Below are 23,520 nucleotides of genomic sequence, written 5' to 3' on the forward strand. Positions count from 1 at the left end.
GGCGCGGGATTCCGGCCCACTGCACATGGCGTTCCGGCAGCGTGGACAGCCCATCCGGGCTGTGACATAAGCCGCGCCTTCAGGCAGCTATGGAAGGCCACGGGCGCGCGAACTGGCGTGTGCCGCGCCCCGCAAGAGTGAAAGATCGTCCCATGGAAGTGACCCAGACCCAGGCAGAAGGGCTCCGCCGCACCTTCGAGATCAAGGTGACGGCAAGCGAGCTCCAGACCCGCCTCGATCAGCGGATCGAGGAAATCCGCCCGCAGATGCGCCTCAAGGGCTTCCGGCCCGGCAAGGTTCCGGCGGCCCATGTGCGCCGGATGTTCGGCCGCGACCTGATGGGCGAGCTGATCGACAAGCTGGTGAACGACACCAACCAGAAGACCCTCGAAGACAATTCGCTGCGCCCGGCTGGCCAGCCGAATGTCCAGCTTGAGGGTGACCTCGAGAAGGTCGTGCAGGGCCAGGCAGATCTCGCCTACAGCATGCAGGTCGACATCATGCCGGAATTCACCCCGGTCGATGTCACGACGCTGACAATAACCCGCCCGGTGGCCGAAGTGCCCGAAGAGTCGATCGAGGAAGCGCTGAAGCGCATCGCCGACCAGAACATGAAGTATGAGGCCCGCGCCGAAGGCGAAGCCTCCCAGGACGGCGACGCCGTGATCGTGGACTTTGTCGGCAAGATCGACGGCGAAGCCTTCGAAGGCGGCTCGGCCGAGCAGCAGGCCGTCGTGATCGGCGCCAACCGCTTCATCCCCGGCTTCGAGGAGCAACTCCTCGGCGTGAAGGCCGGCGACGAGAAAGAGCTGAACGTCACCTTCCCGGAAGACTATCCGGCCGAGAATCTCGCCGGCAAGGCTGCCGTGTTCGAGACGAAAGTCCACGAAGTGCGCGCCCCGCAGGTGCCGGAGCTGGACGATGAGTTCGCCAAGGGCCTTGGCCTTGAGGGGATCGAGCAGCTGCGCGGCCTCGTGAAGGACCAGCTGCAGGGTGAGCACAATGTTGCGTCCCGCTCGAAAGCCAAGCGCGACCTGCTCGACAAGCTCGACGCCGCGCATGATTTCGAGCTGCCGCCCGGCATGGTCGATCAGGAGTTCGAACAGATCTGGCAACAACTCCAGCGCGAAATGGATGCTGGCCGCGTCTCTGACGCCGAGAAGACGAAGCCGGAAGAAGAGCTGCGCGACGAGTACCGCAAGATCGCCGAACGCCGGGTTCGCCTTGGGCTCGTGCTGGCCGAGATCGGCCGCATCGCGGATGTGCGCATTTCGGAAGCCGAAGTGAATCAGGCCCTGATTCGCGAAGCCCGCCAGTATCCGGGGCAGGAGCGGGAAGTGGTCCAGTTCTTCCAGAAGAACCCCGGTGCCATGGCCCAGCTGCGCGCCCCGATCTATGAAGACAAGGTCGTCGACCACATTCTCTCGGTCGCGACAATCGAGGACGCCACGGTCAGCCGCGAGGAACTGTTCAAGGAAGACGAGGACTGATTTCTCGTTCTGATATAAAGGTTATGAGGCCGGTTCCCTGTGGAGCCGGCCTTTTTTCTGCCCGCAAACCTCGCCAAAACGGCCGAAGGTAAATCCGTTGTTAACCTCGCCGTAACACGGTACCGCAGCGTCGAAACGGGGGTTTCCAGAGCGCAATGAGTCTACACGCCATCCGCCCGACGCTGACCGAGCAGGACATACACCGGCTCATGAAAGGCGACTCGCCCGAGCAGCGTGCCTCGGTGGCGCACCGGCTGTGCCGCCGCATTGCGCTGGACGTTCTGAGCGATGAGGAGAAGCGCTACGCCCGGGAAATCATTGGAATTCTGGCAAAAGATGCCGCGGACCTTGTGCGCCGGACGCTTGCCGTCACGCTGCGCTATTCGCCAATCCTGCCGCGCGATGTCGCGCTGAACCTTGCCCGCGATATCGAAGCGGTTGCGATCCCAGTCCTCCTCGAATCACCGGTGCTGACGGATGAGGATCTCGTCGAGCTTGTCCTTTCCGTAACTGCAGCGAAGCAGGCCGCCATTGCCGCCCGCGAAGACCTGTCGATCACCGTTTCCGAGGTCGTGGCCGAGCATGGCGCGGTGGAGGCTGTCCGGGCGCTCGCCGCCAACCAGACGGCCGAGTGGAGCGGCAAGGCGTTCGAGGATGCCGTTGGCCGCTTTGGCGCTGACGAAATCGTCCAGTCGGGCCTCATCAAGCGCGACTTCATACCCGTCCATATCGCCGAAAAGCTCGTTTCGCTCGTGTCTGGCCAATTATTCGATGTGCTGGTGAACCGCCATGAACTGCCCGCCCAGCTGGCCGTCGATCTCGCCAGCGGCGCGCGCGAGCGGGCGACCATTGACCTGGTGGAACAGGCCGGAAGGTCGCACGACCTGCCGCGGTTTGTCTCCCAGCTGAACCTCAATGGCCGGCTCAGCCATTCGCTGATCATGCGTGCGCTCTGCTGCGGCCAGATGCCATTTGTGGAACATGCACTCGCCGAACTCTCAGGCGTGGCGCACCAGCGCGTCTGGCTGATGATCCATGATGCCGGCCCCCTTGGGCTGCAGGCGGTGTTTGACCATGCGGGCCTGCCGCGAAAGCTGCTTCCGGCCTTCAAGGCCGCAGTAAATGTCTATCACGAGACGCTGTATGATGGCGGGCCGAACGACAAGGCGCGTTTCCGGGCGCGGATGATCGAACGGGTGCTGACGCAGTTCCAGGCGATCCCGAAGGACGACCTCGACTACCTCCTCGACAAGCTGGATCACTATTCTGAAATGGCCGCCGCCGAACCTGCCGGCGAGGGCGACGCGGCCTGAGGTCAGGCGTCTCCGCGCGGATTGATGGCCGCGCTGATACCGGACTCTGCCAGCACCGGCCCATCCCGCCAGCTTGCGCCATCGGCCACGACAAGGATGCCGGAGGCGGCTGCTGCTATGGCTGCCTCGTGAAGGTCGTCGCTGACATGTACCGCTGACGCGTCAACGCGCAGCGTGTCGATCATGATGCGCAGGCTCTCGCTGAGCCCTGTCTGCCAGGACCGGCGCATGTCGATCCCCACCCGGAAACCGCAGCGGCGCAGGCGCGCGATCCGTGAGGTGGCGTCCGCCGGGTCCGCTGCAAAGGCGGCGTCCGGGAACATCAGGCAGAACTCCTGCTGGCACATCGTGGTGCGCCGGATGGCAGCATCGCAGGCAAGCGCCGTATTTGGATGCGCAAGGGCAGGGATGGGCGCGTTGACAAGGATCGGGCGGCCGGTCGCGTCCTGGTCATAGGCCGCACAGGCGGTGCGCGTCAGCCGGTCAGCCAGCCATGTCGCGGGATCTGCAGGTTCCAGCCGCTTTGATGCCGGACCGAAACGCGCCCGTTCCTCGAACTCGGCCATTTCCTCGGTTGCCATGCCGAGAATGTCGCCGGAATCGAGATCCATGACAGGATGAAAACGAACCTGTTCGCTGATTGGGCGTTTCCCCAAAGGCAGGGCGATCTGTGCGCGCATCTGCTGCTTTTCCCCGGATGTTTGAGCCACTTGCCTTCCCTAGCGGAGCAAGCTGAACATCACGCGCAAGCGACCGGCGCAATTTCCGGCAAATTTGATCAAAGGGGCCTTCCATGAGCGCGCAGACACCACCGGAGCCGAGGCTGTCGGCCACGATCTTGCTGCTGCGCGAGGCGGCGCCGGCGCCGCAGGTGCTGATGGTGAAGCGGCATTACGAGATCGATTTTGCCGCCGGCGCGCTCGTCTTTCCGGGCGGCAAGGCAGCTGCTGGCGACACCGATCCCGGCTGGGATGACTGGACGGATGGCGATTACGGCCCTGTCCAGCAGGACGCGCGGATTGCCGCGATCCGTGAGGCCTTCGAGGAGTCCGGCATCCTGCTGGCCCGCCACAGCAAGGCGCGCGGGCCCGGGGCGCCGCTGGTCGGTGCCGATCTGGCGCTTGAACTGGCGCCTCACCGCGCGGCGGTCGACCGGGGTGAGCAGCCCTTTCTGGATCTGATGCGGGAACATGGCCTCGTGCTTGCGCTCGACAGCCTGATCCATTTCGGCCACTGGATCACGCCGGTAATGATGCCCAAGCGGTTCGACACGCATTTCTATGTCGCGCCGGCGCCGTCCGGCCAGGTCGCGGCACATGACGGGCGCGAGACGACAGATGCCGTCTGGCTCTCTGCGAGCGATGCGCTGGCCCAGGAGAAATCAGGGCAGGCGACAATCATCTTCCCGACGCGGATGAACCTTGTGAAGCTCGCGCGCGCCAATTCGCTGGCAGATGCGCAGGCCCGCTTCGCCGCGGAGCCCGTTATTACCGTGCTGCCGGAACCCGGGCGCACCGAGGCGCAGGAGCCATGCCTGTTCATCCCGGCCGAGGCTGGGTACGGCCAGACGGTCGAGCTTCTGTCGAATGTGAAGGTGTAGCCGGGCTCAGCCCGTGGCCGCGACTTTTACGGCGACGCGGGTTTCCAGCGCGTCGCAAAGTTGATCGGCCACGGATTGAGAGCCTTCGCCTTGCGGACCGGCCGCAACGGCGGCGCGGCAGGCTTCGACATGCATGTTGATCAGCGCGCTGTCCTCGCCGGGCCGGGTATTGCCCAGCAGGGTGCAGAGCGAACCGCACAGGCGCGAAACGGCCGGATAGCCATAGGAGGCGGCAGCACCGCGAATATTGTGCGCGCAGGTGTAAAGCTCGCGGAAGGCTTCTGCGTTAGAGGCATCTGCGCTCGCTTCCGCCCAAGCGGCGCGGAGTTTTGCCATGTCATCGCGCATCCAAGCATCGAAGGAGTCGTTCATCGCATCCACGGCTTCCTCTGCCTTCTCGGCAAGGATTGCCGTATCTGCGGCGGTCTCGATTTCCGGGGCGTCTTCGACAGAGAATTCCGGAGCCTGCGCAACCGTAGCCTCGAAGTCCGCCACATCGGTGTCCGGGGCAAGGTGAGATTGCGAAGCAACGGGTTGCGCAGCCGGTTTGATCACCCGCGAAATATCCGGCGTCACGGGGGCGGCGGCCGGCTTGCGGCCTCTATGGGCAAGTTCCGACGCTTTCGCCAGCAGCTTGGTGAACATGGCTCGAACCTCATTCTCGAGCCGGCAGGTTAACCAAGAAGGTTTAACATACCGCTGACGCAAGCCTTTGAATCGGTTCAGAAAGCGAATTGTTCCCGCAAGATCCGCTCATCCAGCGCATGGCCGGGGTCGAACAGGATGTTCAGTGTCCGGGCCGGGTCGCTCTCGACCTCTACCCGCACGATGTCGCGCACTTCCTGATTGTCCGCCGAGGCTGAAACGGGCCGCCGGTCGGGATGGATCACCTCGATATCGACCTTTGCCTCGGCCTTCAGCAAGGCGCCGCGCCAGCGCCGGGGCCGGAAGGCAGACACCGGCGTCAGGGCCAGCAGCCGTGCCCCGATTGGCAGGATTGGTCCATGAGCGGAAAGGTTGTAGGCCGTCGAGCCGGCCGGCGTCGCGACCATCAGCCCATCACAGACGAGCTCCTCAATCCGCAACCGGCCATCGACAGCTACCCGCAGCCGGGCCGACTGGGCCGTCTGGCGCAGCAGGGACACCTCATTGATCGCCATGGCGGTGTGGACATTCCCGGCTATGTCGGTCGCTGCCATTCGCAGCGGCGTCAGGGTCGCGCGCTCGGCCGCATCGATCCGCTTGATCAGCCCGTCCGGGCTGTAATCATTCATTAGGAAGCCGACTGTGCCGAGATGCATTCCGTAAACGGGCTTCCCATCGGCAAACCGGCGCCGCAGCGTGTCCAGCATCGCCCCGTCGCCGCCGAGGGCGACGACAACATCCGCGTCTTCTTCTGAAAAATGGCCGTACCGGCCCCGCAGCTGCGGAAGAACCTCCTGCGCTTCAGGCCGTTTCGACGCGTAGAAAGCAAGACGCAGCTGGCTCATGCGGCGGCATCTGCGAATGTTTTGCCGGAGGCGTCAAGGCAGGCGGCATCGGCCAGCGCTGTTTCCCTTGCGGTATGAAGTTGACGCCCGCGTCATCTGAACTGGCGAAGCGGCGGGACATGCGCTAATCTGATGAGTTAGTGACAGCAAGGATCACGTTTCCGGGAGAAGATCGATGGCAGACGGCGCAGGCAAGGTGGATATCCGCAATTCGGTGTCCGAGGCAGAATGGAAGGCGCGGGTCGATCTCGCGGCGCTCTACCGTCTGGTCGCGCTGCACAAATGGGATGACCTGATCTTTACTCACATCTCCCACCGGGTGCCTGGCCCGGAGCATCATTTCCTCATCAACCCCTACGGCCTGCTGTTCGAGGAGATCACGGCCTCCTCGCTCGTGAAAGTCGATTTGGACGGCAATATCGTTCAGGAAACCGAGCATATGATCAATCCGGCGGGGTTCACCATCCACTCCGCCGTTCACGCCGCGCGCGAGGATGCGCATGTCGTCATGCACCTGCACACCGATGACGGGGTCGCGGTCTCCTGCATGAAGGAAGGCCTGATGCCGCTCAGCCAGACCGGCATGATTGTGCGCCATGACCTTGCCTATCACGATTATGAAGGCATCGCCCTGGATCTTGGTGAGCGCGAGCGCCTCGTGGCCGACCTCGGCACGAAAAACTCCATGCTGCTCTACAACCATGGCACGCTGACCTGTGGCGGCACCGCGGCTGAGGCCTTCACCCGCATGTTCTTTCTGGAGCGCGCCTGCACCATGCAGGTCCGCACGCTTTCGGCTGGCCGGGACGGGGTGATCGTGGCGCCCGAGGCGGTCCAGGATGTCGTGCGCGGCCAGTCCAACCCGGCGGGCACCAATGTCCTCGCCAACCGGCTGATCTGGCCGGCCCTGCTGCGCAAGCTGGACCGGGACCTGCCCGGTTATGCCGCATAGGTATTTTCACGGGTTCGACTAAATAACAGCCCGGAATATTCGTTCCGGGTGGCCAGACCTGCAGCGGGTCAGCAATAAAGTCAGAGTAGCGCGATGAAGCACCTCAAAGCCTTTGAAGACGCCCTGGGCGCCATCCACAGCGAAGGCCGTTACCGCGTCTTCGTCGACCTGCACCGCCACAAGGGCCGTTTTCCGAAGGCCACCGCACGGTTCGAGGATGGCGAGCGGGAAGTCACCATCTGGTGCTCCAACGACTATCTCGGCATGGGCCAGGATGATGATGTCATCAACGCCATGCACGAAGCCATCGACAGTTTCGGTGCCGGCTCGGGCGGGACACGCAACATTTCCGGCACAACCCGGTTCCATGTCGATCTGGAGCGCGAGCTGGCCGACCTGCACGGCAAGCAGGCCGCGCTCCTGTTCACGTCAGGCTATGTGTCGAATGACGCGACCCTGTCGACGCTCGGCAAGATCATGAAAGACCTGATCATCTATTCCGATCAGCTCAATCACGCCTCGATGATCGAGGGGATCCGCCGGTCCGGCGCCGACTACCGCGTCTTTCGCCATAATGATGTGGAGCATCTGCGCGCGCTGCTGGAGAATGACGACCCGGCTCGCCCCAAGCTGATCGCATTCGAGAGCGTCTATTCGATGGACGGCGATTTCGGCCGGATGCAGGAAATCTGCGACCTGGCCGAGGAATTCAACGCGCTGACCTATCTCGACGAAGTCCACGCCGTCGGCCTTTATGGGGACGAGGGCGCTGGCGTCGCCCAGATGCTGGGCCTCGGCGACCGCATCGACATCATCGAAGGCACCCTTGCGAAGGGCTTTGGCATCATGGGCGGCTATATCGCCAGCCATGCGACGGTAATCGACGCCATCCGCTCGATGGCTTCCGGCTTTATCTTCTCCACCTCGACCTGCCCGGTCATGGCGGCTGGGGCGCTTTCCAGCATCCGCAAGCTGCGCACCGATGAGGGCCGCCGCCTGCGGTCCATCCATCAGGCAAAGGCATTGGAACTGAAGCAGAAATTCATCGAGGCCGGCCTGCCGGTGATGGAATCGCCCTCGCACATCGTGCCGCTGCTGGTGGGTGATCCGGAGCGTTGCAAGGCGCTGTCCGACACGCTGCTGTTCGACTTCGGCATCTATGTGCAGCCGATCAACTATCCGACCGTGCCGCGCGGCACCGAGCGCCTGCGCTTCACGCCCAGCCCCGTCCATGACGAAGTGATGATGGATGAGCTGGTCGCCGCAATCCTCGCCGTGTGGAAGCAGCTGGGCCTCGATCAGGCCGCCTGAGACCGGGCTAGCGCAAAAGCCATCAGCGGGCCGGGCGTTTGCGCCGTCCTGTCTTTGCTGGCGAGGCAACGGAAGCCGTCTTGCCACGTGCTGGCCGCGCAGGGCGGCCTGTGACAGCTTCCGTTACTTCTTTTTTCCGAGGCCGATCTGCTTGGCGTGCCGCGAGCGCAGGCGGGCATAATTGGGCGCGACCATCGGATAATCTGCCGGCAGGTTCCATTTCGCCCGGTAATCCTCCGGCGACATGTCATACCGCGTGCGCAGGTAGCGCTTCAGCATTTTCAGCTTCCGGCCATCCTCGAGGCAGATGATGTATTCCGGCGTTACGGACTTCGAGATTGCCACAGCCGGGTCAGGCGTCTTTTCCGGCGCCGGCGCCTCGCCTGAAAGTGTGGAGATCGCGCTGTGAACCGAACGGATCAGGTCCGGCAGCGCAGCAGACTCCAGCGTGTTGTTTGCCACATAGGAAGCGACGATCTTGACCGTCATCTCCATCATGCGGCCATCGGAACCGTCTTCCATACCCCACCCATTTCTTTGTATTCGCAATTCTGAAACCAGAATTTATTCGCGCCAATAATTATAAATGCAGCTGCCCGTAAAGTATCGGGGGGTAATTTTTGCCGGAAATATATCAAATCGACTGATCTGCTGGAACTGCAGCAGGACAATCACGGGCAGTTGCCCAGTTCCGCGCCACCGCGTAGACAGCGGATGAACCCGCTGAGAGGAGTCTTCGCATGGCAGATTCGGCGCATGTATCCGGAACACTGGCCGGAAATTTCTTCTCGGCGCCGCTGAGCGAGCGCGATCCTGAACTGGCCGCAGCGATTGGCAAGGAAGCCTCGCGCCAGCAGCATGAGATCGAATTGATCGCCTCTGAAAACATCGTCTCGCGCGCCGTGCTGGAAGCGCAAGGCTCTGTGCTGACCAACAAGTATGCAGAAGGTTATCCCGGCAAGCGCTATTATGGCGGCTGCGAGTATGTGGACATTGCCGAAAACCTCGCCATCGAGCGCGCCAAGGCGCTGTTCGGCTGCGCCTTCGCCAACGTCCAGCCGAATTCCGGCAGCCAGGCGAATCAGGGCGTCTTCCAGGCGGTCCTGAAACCCGGTGACACGATCCTGGGCATGAGCCTCGATGCAGGCGGCCACCTGACGCACGGCGCGCGTGCCAATCAGTCCGGCAAATGGTTCAATGCAGTGCAATACGGTGTGCGCCGCGAAGACCATCTGGTCGATTTCGAGGAAGTCCATCGCCTTGCCCGGGCACACCGGCCGCAGATGATCATTGCTGGCGGTTCCGCTTATCCTCGGGTCATCGATTTCAAGCGTTTCCGCGAGATTGCCGATGAAGTCGGCGCGGTCTTCCTGGTGGATATGGCGCACTTTGCAGGCCTGGTGGCCGGCGGAGTGCACCCGAACCCGCTGGACCATGCGCACATTGCGACGACCACGACGCACAAGACGCTGCGCGGCCCGCGCGGCGGCATGATCCTGACGAATGACGAGGCGATCGCCAAGAAGATCAATTCGGCGATCTTCCCCGGCATCCAGGGCGGCCCGCTGATGCATGTGATCGCCGCGAAGGCTGTTGCATTTGGTGAGGCGCTGACGCCGGATTTCCGCGACTATGCCGCGCAGGTGGTGGCGAACGCCCGGGCGATGGCAGCAGCCTGCCGGGCGGCGGGCCTCGATGTCGTCTCTGGCGGCACGGATACGCACCTCGCGCTGATCGACCTGCGCCCGAAAGGCGTCACCGGCAAGGATGCCGAAGCCGCCCTCGGCCGCGCCTTCATCACCTGCAACAAGAATGGCGTGCCGTTTGATCCGGCCCCGCCGACTGTCACTTCCGGCATTCGTGTCGGCTCGCCAGCCGGTACCACGCGCGGCTTCGGCGAAGACGAATTCACCCAGATCGGCACTTGGATTGGCGAGATCGTCGATGCGCTCGCCGCTGGCGACAATGGCGCGACCGAAGAGCGTGTGCGCGGCGAAGTGCAGGCGCTGACCGCGCGCTTCCCGATCTATGAAGGGCTGGGGGCCTGATCCGGTTTGCGCTGTCCTTTCTGCGGCTCTGACAACACGTCCGTAAAGGACAGCCGCTCCGCGGAGGACGATACGGCGGTGCGCCGCCGGCGCGTGTGCGAAAGCTGCGGCGCGCGGTTCACGACCTTCGAGCGCGTGCAGCTGCGCGAGATCATGGTCATCAAGCGTGATGGCAAACGTGTACCCTTTGACCGGGAGCGGCTGGCCCGGTCCATCACCATCGCCCTGCGCAAACGCCCGGTGGACCGCGAACAGATCGACCAGATGGTTTCCGGCATCCTGCGCAAGCTGGAGAGCACCGGCGAGCAGGAAGTCACCTCCAACGATGTCGGCGAACTGGCCATGGAAGCGCTCAAGCGCGTTGATCCGGTCGGCTATGTCCGCTTCGCCTCGGTTTACCGCGACTTCAAGGATCCCAGCGACTTCGCTCAGTTCATCGACAAGGCCGCCCTTGAGGACGAAGACGAGCCGGGCCCGGCATGAAGCAGCTGCGCGTCACCCTGAAGATTGCGTCCTCGCTGGATGGCCGCATTGCGCTCGCCGATGGCACCAGCCAGTGGATCACCTCGGCCGACTCGCGCGCCCGCGGACACCGGATGCGCGCCGAGCATGATGCCATCATGGTCGGCATCGGCACCGTGCTGGCCGATGATCCTCTGCTGACCGCGCGCACCGTTCCGCTGCCCGCGCGCCAGCCTATGCGCATCGTTGCGGACTCGCAGGCGCGCCTGCCGCCCGCCTCGCGCCTCGCCCGGTCGGCCGATCTCGGGCGGGTCATCGCAGTCACGGCCGGCGGACCCGGCGGCGGCGCGCTGGAAGCGGCGGGTGTGGAAATCTGGCGCTGCGGCAATGGCGTGCGCATGAGCGTTACGGATTTTGTCCGCCGCGCCGAAGCCGAGGGACTGCGCACGCTGCTGCTGGAAGGCGGCAGCACGCTGGCAGCGAGTTTCCTGCGCGCCGGCCTTGTTGATGAGATCGCCTGGTTCCGCGCCCCGATCCTGATCGGGGGCGACGGGTTGCCGGCGGCCGGGTCGCTCGGCCTCATGGATCTGAAGTCTGCGGCGCGCTGGCGCCCTGTCGCGACGGAACGGATTGGGGATGATGTCCTCGATACTTATGTTCGGTCTGAGCATTAGTCCCGCGATTGGAAAAACCCCAATGTTTACAGGCCTCGTTACCGATGTCGGGACTGTCCGCCGCGCCGAGCACAGGAATGGCCTGACGCGGTTCGAGGTCGAAAGCGGCTATCCGCTGAGCGAAATCGCCATGGGCGCCTCAGTGCTGCATTCCGGCGTGTGTCTCACAGTTGTGGAAATGGGCCCCGGGGAGCGGGGTGCCTGGATCGCTGTGGAAGCCGTGCCGGAAACGCTGTCGAAGACCGTGCTTGGCAGCTGGCAGGAGGGCACGCGCGTCAATCTCGAGCAGAGCCTCAAGCTCGGCGATGAGCTCGGCGGGCATTTCGTGTTCGGCCATGTGGACGGTGTCGGCGAGGTCGTCTCGGTCGAGCCCGAGGGCCAGAGCTTCCGCGTCACCATCCGCCCGCCTGCCGCCATCGCGCGCTATTTCGCCACCAAAGGGTCTGCGGCCATTGATGGGGTCTCGCTGACGGTCGCCGCTGCGCTGGCCAATGGCGACTTCCAGGTCGCCATCATCCCGCACACATGGGAAGTGACCACTCTTGGCGCGCTGCAGCCCGGCGCGAAGGTCAATCTCGAAATTGATATGCTGGCGCGCTATGTGGCGCGCATGATCGGCGCCGATGCGCCCGAAGGACAAGACGGCCCATGAGCGAATTCCACGCCGCCATTTCCTCCATCGAGGAAATCATCGAAGACGCCCGCAATGGGCGCATGTTCATCCTCGTCGATGCCGAGGACCGCGAGAATGAGGGCGACCTCGTCATCCCGGCGAACTTTGCCACGCCCGAAGCCGTGAACTTCATGGCCCGGTATGGCCGCGGCCTCATCTGCCTCGCCATGACGCAGGAGCGCGCCCACACGCTCGAACTCGACATGATGACCCGCAACAACCGCGAAAGCATGGGCACGGCCTTCACCGTCTCGATCGAGGCGAAAGAGGGCGTCACCACCGGCATTTCCGCACATGACCGTGCCCGGACGATTGCCGTCGCGATTGATCCGACGAAGGACCATGATGACATCGTTACACCCGGCCATGTCTTTCCGCTGATCGCCAAGGAAGGCGGCACGCTGGTCCGCGCCGGCCATACCGAAGCGGCCGTCGATATCTCCCGCATGGCGGGCCTCTATCCGGCCGGTGTCATCTGCGAGATCATGAATGATGACGGCACGATGGCCCGCCTGCCGGAGCTGGTCGCTTTTGCCCAGCTTCACAACCTGAAGATCGGCACCATTGCCGACCTGATCCACTGGCGCCGCCAGAACGACCGTTTCCTGGAGCGCCGCATCGATGCTCCGCTGGATTCAGACTATGGCACCGGATTCCGTACGGTCTGCTTCCGCAATACGCTGGATAATTCCGAACACATCGCCATCGTGCATGGCGACATCACCCCGGACGCGACCACGCTGGTGCGTGTTCACCGCACCGATGTCCTCGCCGATATCCTGGGCGAGAAGGGGCCGCGCTCCGGCCTTGTCGAGCGGGCGATGCGCATCATTGCCAAGGCGCCGGAGCCGGGCGTCGTCGTGTTCGTCAACACGATGCATCCCGGCGCCATTGCCGAGCGCCTCGGCCTGAAATCGGCCACCCCGCGCGACCCCCATGCCCCCTTGCGCGAGTATGGTATCGGGGCGCAGATCCTGCGCGAACTCGGTGTCCGCCGCATGATCTACATGTCCGATACGCAGCCGACCCGCGTTGCGGGTCTTGACGGATACGGCCTGACCATAGAGGGCTGGCGCCGCCTGAACGAGGAGAACACCTGATGGCCGACCGCGTGCTTGTCGCGATTTCGCGCTATTACAAACATATCAGCGATGAGCTGGAGGCTGGCGCGCTCGAGGCGCTGGAGGCCGCTGGCGCGAAGGTCACCGTCATGGAAGTGCCCGGCGCTTTCGAAATCCCCGGCCTGATCGCGATGGCCGCCGATTCCGGCCGGTTCGACGGCTCGGTCGCGCTCGGCTGCGTAATCCGGGGCGAAACCTCGCATTACGACTATGTCTGCGGCGAGAGCGCGCGCGGGCTGATGGACCTGATCGTCCAGCGCCGCCAGGCCATCGGCTATGGCATCCTCACGGTCGAGAATGAGGCCCAGGCCCTCGTCCGGGCGGACCGCAAACAGGGGAACAAGGGCGCCGATGCGGCGAACGCCTGCCTCGCCATGATCAAATTCCGGAAAGAGCTGATCCGCTGATGAGCCCCAAGCTGCCCTTTGAGGTCACGCGCGCGCGCCGGGCCGGGGCGCGCCTTGCGGCTGTGCAGGCGCTTTACGAGATGGACCAGACGGAAAAATCCGCCCGCGCCACGATCCGCGACTTCATGGAAGACCGTCTCGGCCTTGGCCCTGACGGAAACCCCATTGAAGAGGCAGACCCAGACCTTTTCAAATCCATCGTCAATGCCGTCGTCGAGCATCAGGCGCGGATCGACAATGCGATCCTCGCCCGCCTTGCCGAAGGCTGGAAACTCACCCGCCTCGACACCACCATGCGCGCCCTGCTGCGCGCCGGCGCGGCGGAATTCATTCAGCATCAGGAGCTTTCTGACGCTGTGATCCTGGATGAGTATGTGTCCCTCGCATACGACTTCTTCGAAGAAAGCGACGCGAAGTTCGCGAACGCCGTGCTTCAGAATGTTGGCAAGGATTTGCGGGCTTAGCTTCAGCTCACCCCGCCTCCCGCGCCCACGCCCGCACATCCGCCACATACACCTCCGGGAATTCCATCGCGGCGAAGTGCCCGCCGCGGGGCATCTCGCGCCAGCGCGTCACATTGTAGGCGCGCTCCGCCCAACTGCGCGGCGGGGCGAGCATGTAGCGCTCGCCGGGATAGTTTGCGAACGCCATCGGCGTCTCACAGCGCTCGCCCTCGGGCAGGCCATTGCCGCCCTCCTGGAAGAGGGCGTTGTAATACCAGACACTCGTGGCAATCGAGTCCGTGACGAGATAGATCATCACATTCGTCAGGAGCTGGTCGCGGGTATACACCTCGAATAGTCCGCGTTCGGACAGATCACTCCAGCCATGGAACTTCTCCAGAATCCACGCCGCCGTGCCCATCGGCGAATCCATCAGCGCCATCGCCAGCGTCTGCGGCTTGGTCGCCTGCTGCATCAAATAGGCACCTTCCATCTGCATCATCATTTGTGATTGCTGCAGCCATTTCGTTTCCTCCGGCGTCTGAGGAACAGGCGGCGTGGGCCTGAGCCCCATCATGTTCAGATGGATCGCGCGACAGCCGCCCTTGCCGTCATGTGCGCCATGGTTCCTGCCAAGCCATGAGGTAACAAGGCTGCCCCAGTCGCCGCCTTGTGCCAGATAGGTGTCATAGCCCAGCACGCCCCGCATCAGCCTGTCCCACAGCGCGGCTGTTGCCCGCTGGCCGATCGGGGAGGCAGGCTTACCGGAAAATCCATAGCCGGGCAGGGACGGGATGACGAGATCGAAGGCGTCTTCTGCCTTTCCTCCGTGCTCGGAAGGATAAGCCAGCGGGCCGATTGCCTGCCAGAATTCATACACGCTGCCCGGCCAGCCATGCGTGATCAGCAGCGGACGCCTGCCGCCTGCCTCGCCGACGACATGCACGAAATGGATGGTCTGCCCGTCCACATCCGCCGTGAACTGCGGCCAGCGGTTCAGCTCTGCTTCCGCCGCGCGCCAGTCATACCGCTCCAGCCAGTAGCGCTGGAGGTCCTGCATCACCGGCGTCGACATGCCATAGGCAAAGCCCTGCTCATTCGCCGGCGCGGGGAACCATCGATACGCCTCCACCCGCGCGCGGATGGCTGCGAGTTTCTCGTCCGGGATGTGGAGGGTGAAGGGGCTTGGCTGGGTCATGGCGTTCTCTCGTTTTGAGGAACTCTAGTCAGCCTGTCATCCCGAGCAAGGCGCGAAGGGCCCGCCTCCGCGCTGCTGATTGCGTCGAACAAATTTTTGAAATGCCTCAATAGTTGCGCCGACCCTTCAAACAACAAGAGGAGAAAATTGATTGCCCAAGCCAACAAGACCAACTGTCCGAATCCGAAGAAAATGAGGATCGCAGAAAGCACCACGCTCGACATCGCGAAGGCTCCCAAGGCAAACTTCGAGGTGTTGGGATTCTTCTGGGCCACTGCAATTGAGTGGATAATAGCCATTAGTCCCGAGGCCCAGATTGCCAAGGACGTCACAACCAACACCGCATATTCGATGCCTTCAAGGTATGCCAAGCCTACAGTAGGCAAGAGTACCACAGCCGAAGTTGAGAGGGTTTTTAGGGAGAAAGACCACGCCAACGCCCGCGACCTTGCTCAGACCGAAAAACTCGTCCCGCAGCCACACGCTGCCGTCGCGTTCGGATTGCGGATCCTGAACGCCGCGCCGATCAGTTCGCTCGAGAAATCAATCTCCGAGCCGAGCAGGAATTCGAGGCTCATCTCGTCGATGAGCACACGGGCACCGTCACGTTCGATCACCACATCATCGGCATTGGCCGCGCCGGCAAAGTCGAACTTGTAGGAGAAGCCCGAACACCCGCCCCCTTCCACCGACACGCGCAGGAAGGCCGCGCCGTCCTGTTTGGCGAGAATCGCATTAATCCGCTTGGCAGCAGAGGCGGTCAGGGTCACATCCGGGGCGGTCGTTTCGGTCATAGAGGCAAGATAAGGACGATTTTCCAAATGGAAAAGAGAGCGCCCTACGCAACGCGCCATGAAGATACCCGCGGACGCTTCCATCAGGAGGCAGATTCGGCCACGCGTACGCCCTTCCAGCGCGACCGCGACCGGATCATCCATTCCACCGCGTTCCGGCGTCTGAAACAGAAAACCCAGGTTTTCGTGGCCCATGAGGGCGATCATTTCCGCACGCGCCTGACGCACTCGCTTGAAGTTGCGCAGATTTCCCGGACGATCGCACGAATCCTCGGCCTCGATGAGGACCTCGCTGAAACCCTCGCCCTAAGCCATGATCTCGGCCACCCGCCCTTCGGCCATGCGGGCGAGGACCAGCTGGACGCCTGCATGGCGCCCTATCAGGGCTTTGACCACAATGCGCAGTCGCTGCGCATCGTCACGCGGCTGGAGCGGCGCTATCCGCAGTTTCCGGGCCTGAACCTTACCTGGGAGTCCCTGGAAGGCTTGGTGAAGCACAACGGCCCGCTCACCGGCCCCGATACGCCGGTGACCTCCCTGCCGGCGGCGTTCCGGGACTTCCCGCAGCTCGAAACCCTCGAGCTCGACCAGTTTGCCGGGCCTGAAGCGCAGGTCGCCGCGCTCTCCGACGACATTGCCTACAACAATCACGACATCGATGACGGCATCGCCGCAGGACTGTTCACGGTCGCCGACCTGATGGAGCTGCCGCTGGTCGGCGATGTGTTCCGGGGTGTGCGGGTCGAGTATCCCGAAATCGATGACCGAATGGTCAGTTATGAGGCCGTCCGGCGGCTTATCGGCCTGTGGATAAACGACCTGGTCGAGGAAACCCGCCGCCGCATCGCGCGCGTGAAGCCCGGCTCTGCTGCCGAAGTGCGCGCGCTGGGGGAGCCGCTGATTGCCTTTTCAGACGCCATGGAGGCGCCGCAGCGGGCGCTGCGCGTGTTCCTGTACGCGCGGATGTACAAGCATTACCGGGTCAACCGGATGCGGTCGAAGGCAAAACGTGTGCTCGCGTACCTGTTCGAGGTGTTCCTGAACGAGCCTGAGACGCTGCCCCCGCCCTGGAGCGGCATGGCCATGCCGCTGGAAACGCCCCAGCGGGCCCGGATCGTGTGCGATTATGTGGCCGGCATGACCGATTCCTTCGCCCTGGAGGAGCATCGCCGCCTGTTTGACACGCGCGCGCTGACCTGACGCAACCGCAACAGGACGCCAGTTTATCCGCTGCTTTCAAGCATCGTTAAGGAAGCCGTCCTATTTTTTAACTTTGATGACTGATTCCAAAGGAGTTCTCCCATGAGCCGACGGGACATGGCAGACCAGGAAAGCCCGTTCGAGGACGATTATCGCGGCTTTGACGTGCGCGAGGACGACACCGCGCGCGGCCCGCTGATCCTGGCCATTGCGGCGGGCGTGCTGATCATCTTCGTCGGTGTGATCTGGAACACCTACCGGCAGGGCGTGCGGCCTGCTGCCGGGGACATTCCGAAGATTTACTCCGATGTTCAGCCCTTCAAGCATCCGCCGGAAGATCCGGGCGGCCAACCTGTGCCCCACCGCGAGATGACGTTCTATAACGCCATGGAATCCGGCCGGGCTGGCGCCGCCGCTGAGGAGCCGCCAGCGCCGCTTGCTGGTGGCGACATGCAGCTTCTGGAGGCCAATGCGCCGCGTGATCTTCGCCCGGCGCCGCTCGCCATTCCCGGAGATCGCCCTGCAGCATCGGTCCAAGACGAGCCCCCTGCAGCGCAGCAACCCGCTGCGGCTGTAGCAGACGCGCCGGTAGCCGAGCCGCCGCGCCTGGCCGTTACCCTGCGCCCGCCGGAGCCGGTGGAGCCGCTGGCCGCAAAGGCGCGGTTCACCTTCACGGAAAACGGCCAGTTCCTTGTCCAGCTTGCGGCGCACCGCAGTGAAGAGGCGGCTGAAACCGCCTGGAAGCGGCTCACCGCGTCTTCGCCAGAATTGTACCACGGTGCGACCAAGCGGATCCAGCGCGCAGACCTTGGCGCAGAAGGTGTGTTCTACCGGCTTCGCGTTGGCGCCTTCGCTGAACGCGCTGAGGCGGTTGCCTTCTGCGATGCGGTGAAGCAATCCGGTGCAACGTGCATCGTGGTGACGGGTTAGTGGTGAAAGCCTGCATTCTCAGCGTCGCCGGGCCGGAACTGACGGCGCCGGAAGCTGCGCTCCTCGCGGCGGAGAACCCGTGGGGCATCATCCTCATGGGCCGCTCCTGCGTGTCGCGCCAGCAGGTGCGGCGGCTGGTTGCCGATATCTGGACGGCCACCGGGCGCCAGACGCTGATCTTCATAGACCAGGAAGGCGGCCGTGTTGCGCGCCTTAAGGCGCCGGAATGGCCGCTCTTTCCGCGAGGAGCGGACTATGCAGCGCTCTATGAGCAGGACCCCGCCCTCGGCCGGGAAGCGACATGGCTCGGCCATCGTCTGATCGCTGCCGAGCTCGCCGCCCTGTCGATCCATGCCGATTGCGCGCCTGTGGTCGACCTGCCGGTGCCCGGCGCGCATGATGTGATCGGCGACCGCGCCTTCGGCACCGAGCCAGCCCAGGCCGCAGACCTTGCCCGTGCCGCACTCGATGGTCTCGCCGCCGGCGGCGTTGCGGGTGTCATCAAGCATATTCCCGGCCATGGCCGCTCGGTCGCGGACAGCCATCTGGAACTGCCGCGCGTCACGGCCGGCCAGAATGAGCTTGCCACCGATTTCGACGCTTTTGCACGCGTCGCCGATGCGCCGATGGCGATGACGGCGCACATTGCCTATGAGGCCTATGATGCGGGCCGGGCCGCCACGGTCTCGAAGATCATGGTGCAGGACATCATCCGGGGGCGGATCGGTTTTGACGGCCTCCTGATGACCGACGACCTTGGTATGAAGGCGCTCGGCGGCAGCCTCACCGAACGCGCGGAGGCATCCATCGCGGCGGGCTGCGACGTGCTGCTGCACTGTTCCGGCTTCCTCAAGGATTCTGCCGCGATCCTCGCCGAGATGACCGAAGTCGCCCGCGCCGCGCCGCATCTCTCCGGCAAGGCAGAGGCGCGCGCTGCGGCCGCCGAAGCAATCGGCAAGCGCCTGGAACCGCTCGAGCCCGCACCCGCCTGGCGCCGTTTCCATGAACTGTTCCCCGGGCGGGAGGCGATGGCATGAGCACAGACGCAATCACCATTGATGCCCTCTCGGCGGGCGCGGAGGACGCCGAAGGCGCAGACCTCTTCACCATCGAGATCGGCGGCTATGAAGGCCCGCTGCACCTGCTCCTGGAGCTCGCCCGCCGCCAGAAGGTCGACCTGCTGAAACTGTCGATGCTGGCGCTCGCCGAACAATACCTCGCCTTCATCGAGACGGCGCGCGAGAAGCGGATCGACATCGCGGCAGATTACCTGCTGATGGCGTCCTGGCTCGCCTTCATGAAGTCGCGCCTCCTGCTGCCCAAGCCCGAAGCGCTTGAGGATGATGCGCCGGACGGCGAGGAAATGGCCGCGCGCCTCTCTTTCCGCCTGAAGCGCCTCGATGCCATGCGCCAGGCCGTGCGCGAACTCGAAGCCGGACCGATCCTCGGCGAAGTCGTGCACCTGCGCGGCGCGCCGATACAGCCGAAAGTCATCCGCCACGCCGAATACACCGGCACGCTCTATGATCTCACCGCCGCATTCGGCGCCATCCGCGATCGGCGCGAGAAGGAACGCCCGCACCGCATCGAGGTGCAGCCCGTGCTGCCGCTGGAAGTTGCCCGCACCACGCTGCGGGCCCTGCGCGAGCGGCTCGACCAATGGGCGAGCCTCGACGATATCCGCACCGCCATGACCGAAATCGGCCCCGAAGTGCCCGGCCGGTCAGTCACCGCGAGCGTCTTTTCCGCCGCCCTCGAACTCACCCGCGACGGCGAGGTGGATCTGCGGCAGGACAGGCACTTCGCCCCGATCTATCTTCGCCGGGCCGCCGCCGGCGCGCCGGAGTTGACCGATGCAACCGCTTGAGGCCCCGCCCATGACGCAAGACAAGGCCGCAGAACGCAGCCCCATCGACCAGCTGGCAGAGGCCCGCAAGCGCGCCGAGGACGACCTGCTTGGCGGGCGCGATGCAGCGCTGGCCGAAGGTGTGCGCCGCGCCGAAGCCATCCTGTTTGCCGCCGGCGAGGCGCTGTCGGCCGACCAGATCGCGCAGGTCCTGCCGCAGGGCATCGAGGCGGGCGAGGTGCTGATGGCGCTGCGCGCGGTCTATGGCAAGCGCGGCGTGAACCTCGTCGAAGTCGCCGGCAAGTGGCGCTTCCAGACCGCGGAGGACCTCTCCTGGCTGTTCGTCGAAGAGCGTCAGGTCCAGAAGAAACTCGGCCAGGCCGCCATGGAAACGCTCGCCATCATAGCCTATGGCCAGCCCGTCACGCGCGCGGAGATCGAGGCTGTGCGCGGGGTCGCCGTCTCGAAGACGGTGATCGACACGCTGCTCGAAACCGGCTGGGTGCGCCCGCGCGGCCGCCGCCGCACGCCGGGCCTGCCGGTCACTTTCGGCACAACCGACAAATTCCTCGAACATTTCGGCCTCGAAAGCCTCGACACGCTGCCCGGCAAGGCAGACCTCGAAGCCGAAGGCCTGTTGTCTGACGTGATCCCCGCAGGCTTCCAGATGCCGGATGAGGAAGCCCTGACCGAAGACGACCTCCTCGTGAATGATCTTGCGGATCTCGAGGATGTCGAATCCTTCGTCACCGATTTCGTCGGCGCTGAGGCAGCGCCCGCCCCGGCGGAAGAAGATGATCCGCAGGCCGGCGTTATCGAATCTGCCGGCGAAACTGCCAATTCCGAAGAGCCCGAATTCGAAGAGGATGACGGCGTCAGCGTCTTCAACTTCACCCGCGCGCCGGAACGCTCTGACGAAGAGCGCGACGAGTTCGACGGTGCAGACATCAAGGCCGCCGTGATGCGCCTGCGCAAGGAAACGCGTGTGCCCCAGCAGCCGATGGACAGCTGGACCGACGGGGAATAGCGGCCGGTTCAATAACCGGGCGGAACCAGCCTGAAGCGCATCGGCGAGTCATAATCCGTGCGGATTTCCTCCTCGCGCGTGCCTGTGCCGATATTGTGGATGTAGCGCGCGCGGCCGCTCGGACGGTCATGGCCGGAAAAGATCGCAATATGCGGCAGGCGCCCGTGCAGGCGCATGGTGACTAGGTCGCCCGGCTGCCAGTCCTCCCGCCGTCCGGGCATGTCTCGTTTCAGGCCGCTGCGTTCGAAATAGCGCTCGAGGTTCGGCACGCGGCGGTGGTCGATGTTCCGGTCGGTACGCGTAAGTCCCCACAGGGCGGGGTAGCTCGAGAAGTTTGCCCGCATGTCGTCGTGCACAAGCTGCTGCAGGTCCAGCCCGAAAGCGTCGCGATAGGCCCGGATCACAACATCCGTACACACACCGGTTTCGCGGGGGACGTCGCCGCCCGGATAGCTCATTGAGGAATAGGCTGGATCATAGCCCAGAGTGACACCGATCTGCGCGCGCGCCGCAGCCAGCAGTTGCGCCGTCCAGCCCGGCACGCGGTCTGCCGCAGCAGGCAGGGCCGGCAGCGTAGCCAGGGCAAGGCCCGTCGCAAGAAAGGCACGGCGTGTCACCATGCCGCCATCAAACCCCGCCATTCCGGCAGCAATGCGGCAGGGGCTCAGAACCCCCGGAACTCCGCGACCTCTTCCAGCGGGGCACGCTCGGCATAGAGGCGGTTGGCCTTCTCATTGGGGTCCGGTTTGCCGACAGCGACGCCGCACCAGACCATCTCCGTCTCGCCGAGGCCGAAATGCGTCTTCAGGCTCGGGCGGAGGATTCCCCAGCATTCCTGGAAACAGGTGCCCCAGCCGCGCTCCTCGGCCAGCAGGGCGAGGGTCTGCAGGTACATCCCCGCATGGCCCCACTGGCCATGCCCCATCCGCTCGTCGATCACCAGGAACACCGCCACCGGCGCGCCGAAGAAGCGGAAATTGTTGGCAAACCAGGCCATCCGCCCGGCACGGTCCTCCCGCGGGATTTCGAGCGCTTCATAAAGCATCTCGCCGACCCGGCGGCGGCGCGCCTCATGCGGCTCCCACAATCCCTTGGGATAAATCGGCCGGTCGGTCGGCTCACCGGCCGGGTTCTGCGCCAGCTTTGTCTGGGCGAGGCTGATCACCTTGTCTTTCTCTTCACCCGTCACCACGATCACGCGCCAGGGCTGGGTATTCCCGCCAGAGGGCGCGCGCTGGGCTGCTGTGAGCCAGGCTTTGACCTCCTCCAATGGCAGGGCATCGGGCAGGAAGCCCCGCGTCGAAATCCGTTTTGCCACAACGGTCGATACATCCATGAGAGCGGCTCCTTGATTTGTTTGCCCCTCGCTAGCCGGGCTTTCGCAGCGGCAGCCAAGCGTTTGATCGTGGCTGCATCCAGCGAAATCAGTGCCGTTGCCTTCGTTGTCTGAACGCGCCGCTTGTCTTGTGGTCTGCCGCAAAAGGCATAGGAGTTGCACGGGGGGCGTTCCGTACCGTCGCGACAGGCGCCTAACTGCGGAGCGGAGCGATCATGGCAGAGAGCCTGAAATCCAGCGGAAGTGCGCGCATCTTCCTGCTCGCTTTTGCGCTCTGCAGCCTTGCCGGGCTTCTGGCAGCGGCAGCGGCACATGCCGGCCTTGCGCGGGCCGGGCTGCTCGCGCCGCCGCCCTACGTGGCTACCTGGTGCATCGACGGAAAGCTGGACTTCCTATCCAAGACGGATCTGGAGACGGTGGAGGTTGCCAGTGTTGGTTCGTCGGCGACCTGGCGCAATCTCGACATGTCGGTCGTTCAGGAAAGCCTGGGAAAACCATCCCTGAATGCCGCCCCGTGTTTCCTGAATGTAGACCAGACAGCCTATCTGACAGAATTCCTGCTGCCGCGTATGCCGCAACTGGACACGCTCGTGACCTCCTTTATACCGCAGGATTTTGAGGGCTGCCGTCCGGGGGACGCCGCCTTTTTTGATCGGCAACTTGCCGGCGCGGTGTTTGACCGGCGCGTGCCGGAATGGGCGCCTTACATCACCGGCTTCCGGCCGATGCATCTATTCACCTACGCCTTCCAGAAGTCGCGGGGCACCGGTGGGTTCGGCGTCGCGCTGCACGAAGATGGACTTGGCTCGGCGGTTTTTGCGGAGCCGTTCGACTGGTGGCCGGACCTCAATATTTCAGAAGCCTGTTACAGTGAACTCACACGCCTTGAGGCGCTCACGCGCGCCCGGGGCGTCCGGCTGGTTGTGGCCATTGCGCCGATCGATCCCGGCTGGCAGGCGGACCGGGATCCGGATGGGAAATTGCTCTCCGACTGGCGGGCGCGCATGCGCGCCGCTTTGCCGGACGACGTCCTGCTGGTCGATGGCGGGTCCCTGAACCTCTCATCAGATCAATTCGCAGACGCGATGCACCTGCTGCACCCGAATGAAGCTGCTTTCAGCCGGCTCATTGCGCAGGCGATCCTTGAGGCAGAGGCGCCAGCTCCATGCGCGCCCGGCGATCCGGACGGGGAGTGCTGACGCGCC

Annotated in this window: 26 protein-coding genes; 18 read left to right on the plus strand and 8 right to left on the minus strand. The window is 64.1% G+C overall.

Going from position 1 to position 23,520, the window contains the following annotated elements; genetic code table 11:
• The first annotated feature begins 152 nt into the window (after window positions 1-152).
• Window positions 153-1,490 carry a trigger factor gene (tig, locus tag ACK4SV_RS03885; protein ID WP_409916487.1) on the plus strand — a complete coding sequence of 446 codons (1,338 nt, stop codon included), beginning with the start codon at window positions 153-155 and terminating at the stop codon, window positions 1,488-1,490.
• 155 nt (window positions 1,491-1,645) lie between these two features.
• The gene (locus tag ACK4SV_RS03890; RefSeq protein WP_409916488.1) at window positions 1,646-2,803 is read left to right on the plus strand and encodes a DUF2336 domain-containing protein; all 1,158 of its coding nucleotides are present in this window, start codon (window positions 1,646-1,648) and stop codon (window positions 2,801-2,803) included.
• A 2-nt stretch (window positions 2,804-2,805) separates the two neighbouring features.
• Here the strand turns inward: ACK4SV_RS03890 and ACK4SV_RS03895 are convergent, their stop codons facing one another.
• Window positions 2,806-3,483, minus strand: coding sequence for an EAL domain-containing protein (locus ACK4SV_RS03895; protein ID WP_409916489.1), 678 nt, complete (start codon window positions 3,481-3,483; stop codon window positions 2,806-2,808).
• Between the two features lie 113 nt (window positions 3,484-3,596).
• Here ACK4SV_RS03895 and ACK4SV_RS03900 point away from each other — a divergent pair, with 113 nt between their 5' ends.
• Window positions 3,597-4,403, plus strand: a complete 807-nt coding sequence (locus tag ACK4SV_RS03900) for an NUDIX hydrolase (RefSeq protein WP_409916490.1) — start codon at window positions 3,597-3,599, stop codon at window positions 4,401-4,403.
• Window positions 4,404-4,409: 6 nt separating this feature from the next.
• Here ACK4SV_RS03900 and ACK4SV_RS03905 read toward each other — a convergent pair whose 3' ends face one another.
• Window positions 4,410-5,048, minus strand: coding sequence for an Hpt domain-containing protein (locus ACK4SV_RS03905; RefSeq protein WP_409916491.1), 639 nt, complete (start codon window positions 5,046-5,048; stop codon window positions 4,410-4,412).
• A 77-nt stretch (window positions 5,049-5,125) separates the two neighbouring features.
• Window positions 5,126-5,893, minus strand: a complete 768-nt coding sequence (locus ACK4SV_RS03910) for an NAD kinase (RefSeq protein ID WP_409916492.1) — start codon at window positions 5,891-5,893, stop codon at window positions 5,126-5,128.
• A gap of 175 nt (window positions 5,894-6,068) precedes the next feature.
• Here ACK4SV_RS03910 and ACK4SV_RS03915 point away from each other — a divergent pair, with 175 nt between their 5' ends.
• Together ACK4SV_RS03915 and hemA are read left to right on the plus strand one after the other, a co-directional pair.
• Window positions 6,069-6,845 carry a class II aldolase/adducin family protein gene (locus ACK4SV_RS03915; RefSeq protein WP_409916493.1) on the plus strand — a complete coding sequence of 259 codons (777 nt, stop codon included), beginning with the start codon at window positions 6,069-6,071 and terminating at the stop codon, window positions 6,843-6,845.
• A gap of 93 nt (window positions 6,846-6,938) precedes the next feature.
• Window positions 6,939-8,156, plus strand: a complete 1,218-nt coding sequence (hemA, locus tag ACK4SV_RS03920; RefSeq protein ID WP_409916494.1) for a 5-aminolevulinate synthase — start codon at window positions 6,939-6,941, stop codon at window positions 8,154-8,156.
• 123 nt (window positions 8,157-8,279) lie between these two features.
• Here the strand turns inward: hemA and ACK4SV_RS03925 are convergent, their stop codons facing one another.
• Entirely contained in the window at window positions 8,280-8,678 is a 399-nt protein-coding gene (locus ACK4SV_RS03925) for a MucR family transcriptional regulator (protein WP_409916495.1), read from the minus strand.
• A 218-nt stretch (window positions 8,679-8,896) separates the two neighbouring features.
• On the opposite strand from ACK4SV_RS03925, the gene glyA reads away from it, so the two are divergent.
• Genes glyA through nusB form a run of 7 tightly spaced genes read left to right on the plus strand, consistent with a single transcriptional unit; the run spans window position 8,897 to window position 14,005 of the window.
• The gene (gene glyA, locus ACK4SV_RS03930) at window positions 8,897-10,204 is read left to right on the plus strand and encodes a serine hydroxymethyltransferase (protein ID WP_409916496.1); all 1,308 of its coding nucleotides are present in this window, start codon (window positions 8,897-8,899) and stop codon (window positions 10,202-10,204) included.
• A gap of 6 nt (window positions 10,205-10,210) precedes the next feature.
• Window positions 10,211-10,687 carry a transcriptional regulator NrdR gene (gene nrdR / locus ACK4SV_RS03935; protein ID WP_409916497.1) on the plus strand — a complete coding sequence of 159 codons (477 nt, stop codon included), beginning with the start codon at window positions 10,211-10,213 and terminating at the stop codon, window positions 10,685-10,687.
• On the plus strand, window positions 10,684-11,340 hold the full coding sequence (locus ACK4SV_RS03940; RefSeq protein WP_409916498.1) for a RibD family protein: 657 nt from the start codon (window positions 10,684-10,686) through the stop codon (window positions 11,338-11,340). Before nrdR ends, ACK4SV_RS03940 begins: the two co-directional genes overlap by 4 nt.
• A gap of 22 nt (window positions 11,341-11,362) precedes the next feature.
• Entirely contained in the window at window positions 11,363-11,992 is a 630-nt protein-coding gene (locus ACK4SV_RS03945; RefSeq protein WP_409916499.1) for a riboflavin synthase, read from the plus strand.
• A complete protein-coding gene (gene ribB, locus ACK4SV_RS03950; RefSeq protein ID WP_409916500.1) occupies window positions 11,989-13,113 on the plus strand; it encodes a 3,4-dihydroxy-2-butanone-4-phosphate synthase in 1,125 nt (374 codons plus the stop codon). The genes ACK4SV_RS03945 and ribB overlap by 4 nt, the downstream gene beginning before the upstream one ends.
• Entirely contained in the window at window positions 13,113-13,541 is a 429-nt protein-coding gene (gene ribH, locus ACK4SV_RS03955) for a 6,7-dimethyl-8-ribityllumazine synthase (RefSeq protein ID WP_409916501.1), read from the plus strand. Before ribB ends, ribH begins: the two co-directional genes overlap by 1 nt.
• Complete coding sequence (gene nusB / locus ACK4SV_RS03960) at window positions 13,541-14,005, plus strand: transcription antitermination factor NusB (RefSeq protein ID WP_409916502.1); 465 nt, start codon at window positions 13,541-13,543, stop codon at window positions 14,003-14,005. Before ribH ends, nusB begins: the two co-directional genes overlap by 1 nt.
• 7 nt (window positions 14,006-14,012) lie before the next feature.
• On the opposite strand, the gene ACK4SV_RS03965 is transcribed toward nusB, so the two are convergent.
• Both ACK4SV_RS03965 and erpA read right to left on the minus strand, forming a co-directional pair.
• Window positions 14,013-15,182, minus strand: coding sequence for an epoxide hydrolase family protein (locus tag ACK4SV_RS03965; protein WP_409916503.1), 1,170 nt, complete (start codon window positions 15,180-15,182; stop codon window positions 14,013-14,015).
• 452 nt (window positions 15,183-15,634) lie between these two features.
• Window positions 15,635-15,976, minus strand: coding sequence for an iron-sulfur cluster insertion protein ErpA (gene erpA, locus ACK4SV_RS03970; protein WP_409916504.1), 342 nt, complete (start codon window positions 15,974-15,976; stop codon window positions 15,635-15,637).
• Window positions 15,977-16,003: 27 nt separating this feature from the next.
• Between erpA and ACK4SV_RS03975 the strand changes: the two genes are divergently transcribed.
• From ACK4SV_RS03975 to scpB, 5 genes are all read left to right on the plus strand, one after another.
• The gene (locus ACK4SV_RS03975; RefSeq protein ID WP_409916505.1) at window positions 16,004-17,176 is read left to right on the plus strand and encodes a deoxyguanosinetriphosphate triphosphohydrolase; all 1,173 of its coding nucleotides are present in this window, start codon (window positions 16,004-16,006) and stop codon (window positions 17,174-17,176) included.
• Window positions 17,177-17,278: 102 nt separating this feature from the next.
• Window positions 17,279-18,106: an SPOR domain-containing protein gene (locus ACK4SV_RS03980; RefSeq protein ID WP_409916506.1), complete on the plus strand. Its 828-nt coding sequence runs from the start codon at window positions 17,279-17,281 to the stop codon at window positions 18,104-18,106.
• 2 nt (window positions 18,107-18,108) lie between these two features.
• A complete protein-coding gene (nagZ, locus tag ACK4SV_RS03985) occupies window positions 18,109-19,143 on the plus strand; it encodes a beta-N-acetylhexosaminidase (protein WP_409916507.1) in 1,035 nt (344 codons plus the stop codon).
• On the plus strand, window positions 19,140-19,973 hold the full coding sequence (locus ACK4SV_RS03990; protein WP_409916508.1) for a segregation and condensation protein A: 834 nt from the start codon (window positions 19,140-19,142) through the stop codon (window positions 19,971-19,973). The genes nagZ and ACK4SV_RS03990 overlap by 4 nt, the downstream gene beginning before the upstream one ends.
• 10 nt (window positions 19,974-19,983) lie before the next feature.
• Entirely contained in the window at window positions 19,984-20,979 is a 996-nt protein-coding gene (scpB, locus tag ACK4SV_RS03995; RefSeq protein ID WP_409916509.1) for an SMC-Scp complex subunit ScpB, read from the plus strand.
• Window positions 20,980-20,987: 8 nt separating this feature from the next.
• Here scpB and ACK4SV_RS04000 read toward each other — a convergent pair whose 3' ends face one another.
• Together ACK4SV_RS04000 and ACK4SV_RS04005 are read right to left on the minus strand one after the other, a co-directional pair.
• Window positions 20,988-21,599: a DUF1287 domain-containing protein gene (locus tag ACK4SV_RS04000; protein ID WP_409916510.1), complete on the minus strand. Its 612-nt coding sequence runs from the start codon at window positions 21,597-21,599 to the stop codon at window positions 20,988-20,990.
• A gap of 44 nt (window positions 21,600-21,643) precedes the next feature.
• Complete coding sequence (locus ACK4SV_RS04005; RefSeq protein ID WP_409916511.1) at window positions 21,644-22,315, minus strand: nitroreductase; 672 nt, start codon at window positions 22,313-22,315, stop codon at window positions 21,644-21,646.
• Window positions 22,316-22,530: 215 nt separating this feature from the next.
• On the opposite strand from ACK4SV_RS04005, the gene ACK4SV_RS04010 reads away from it, so the two are divergent.
• Complete coding sequence (locus ACK4SV_RS04010) at window positions 22,531-23,514, plus strand: hypothetical protein (RefSeq protein ID WP_409916512.1); 984 nt, start codon at window positions 22,531-22,533, stop codon at window positions 23,512-23,514.
• Window positions 23,515-23,520 lie beyond the last annotated feature (6 nt).

The organism is Hyphomonas sp., assembly GCF_046313735.1.
Classification (GTDB): Bacteria; Pseudomonadota; Alphaproteobacteria; order Caulobacterales; family Hyphomonadaceae; genus Hyphomonas.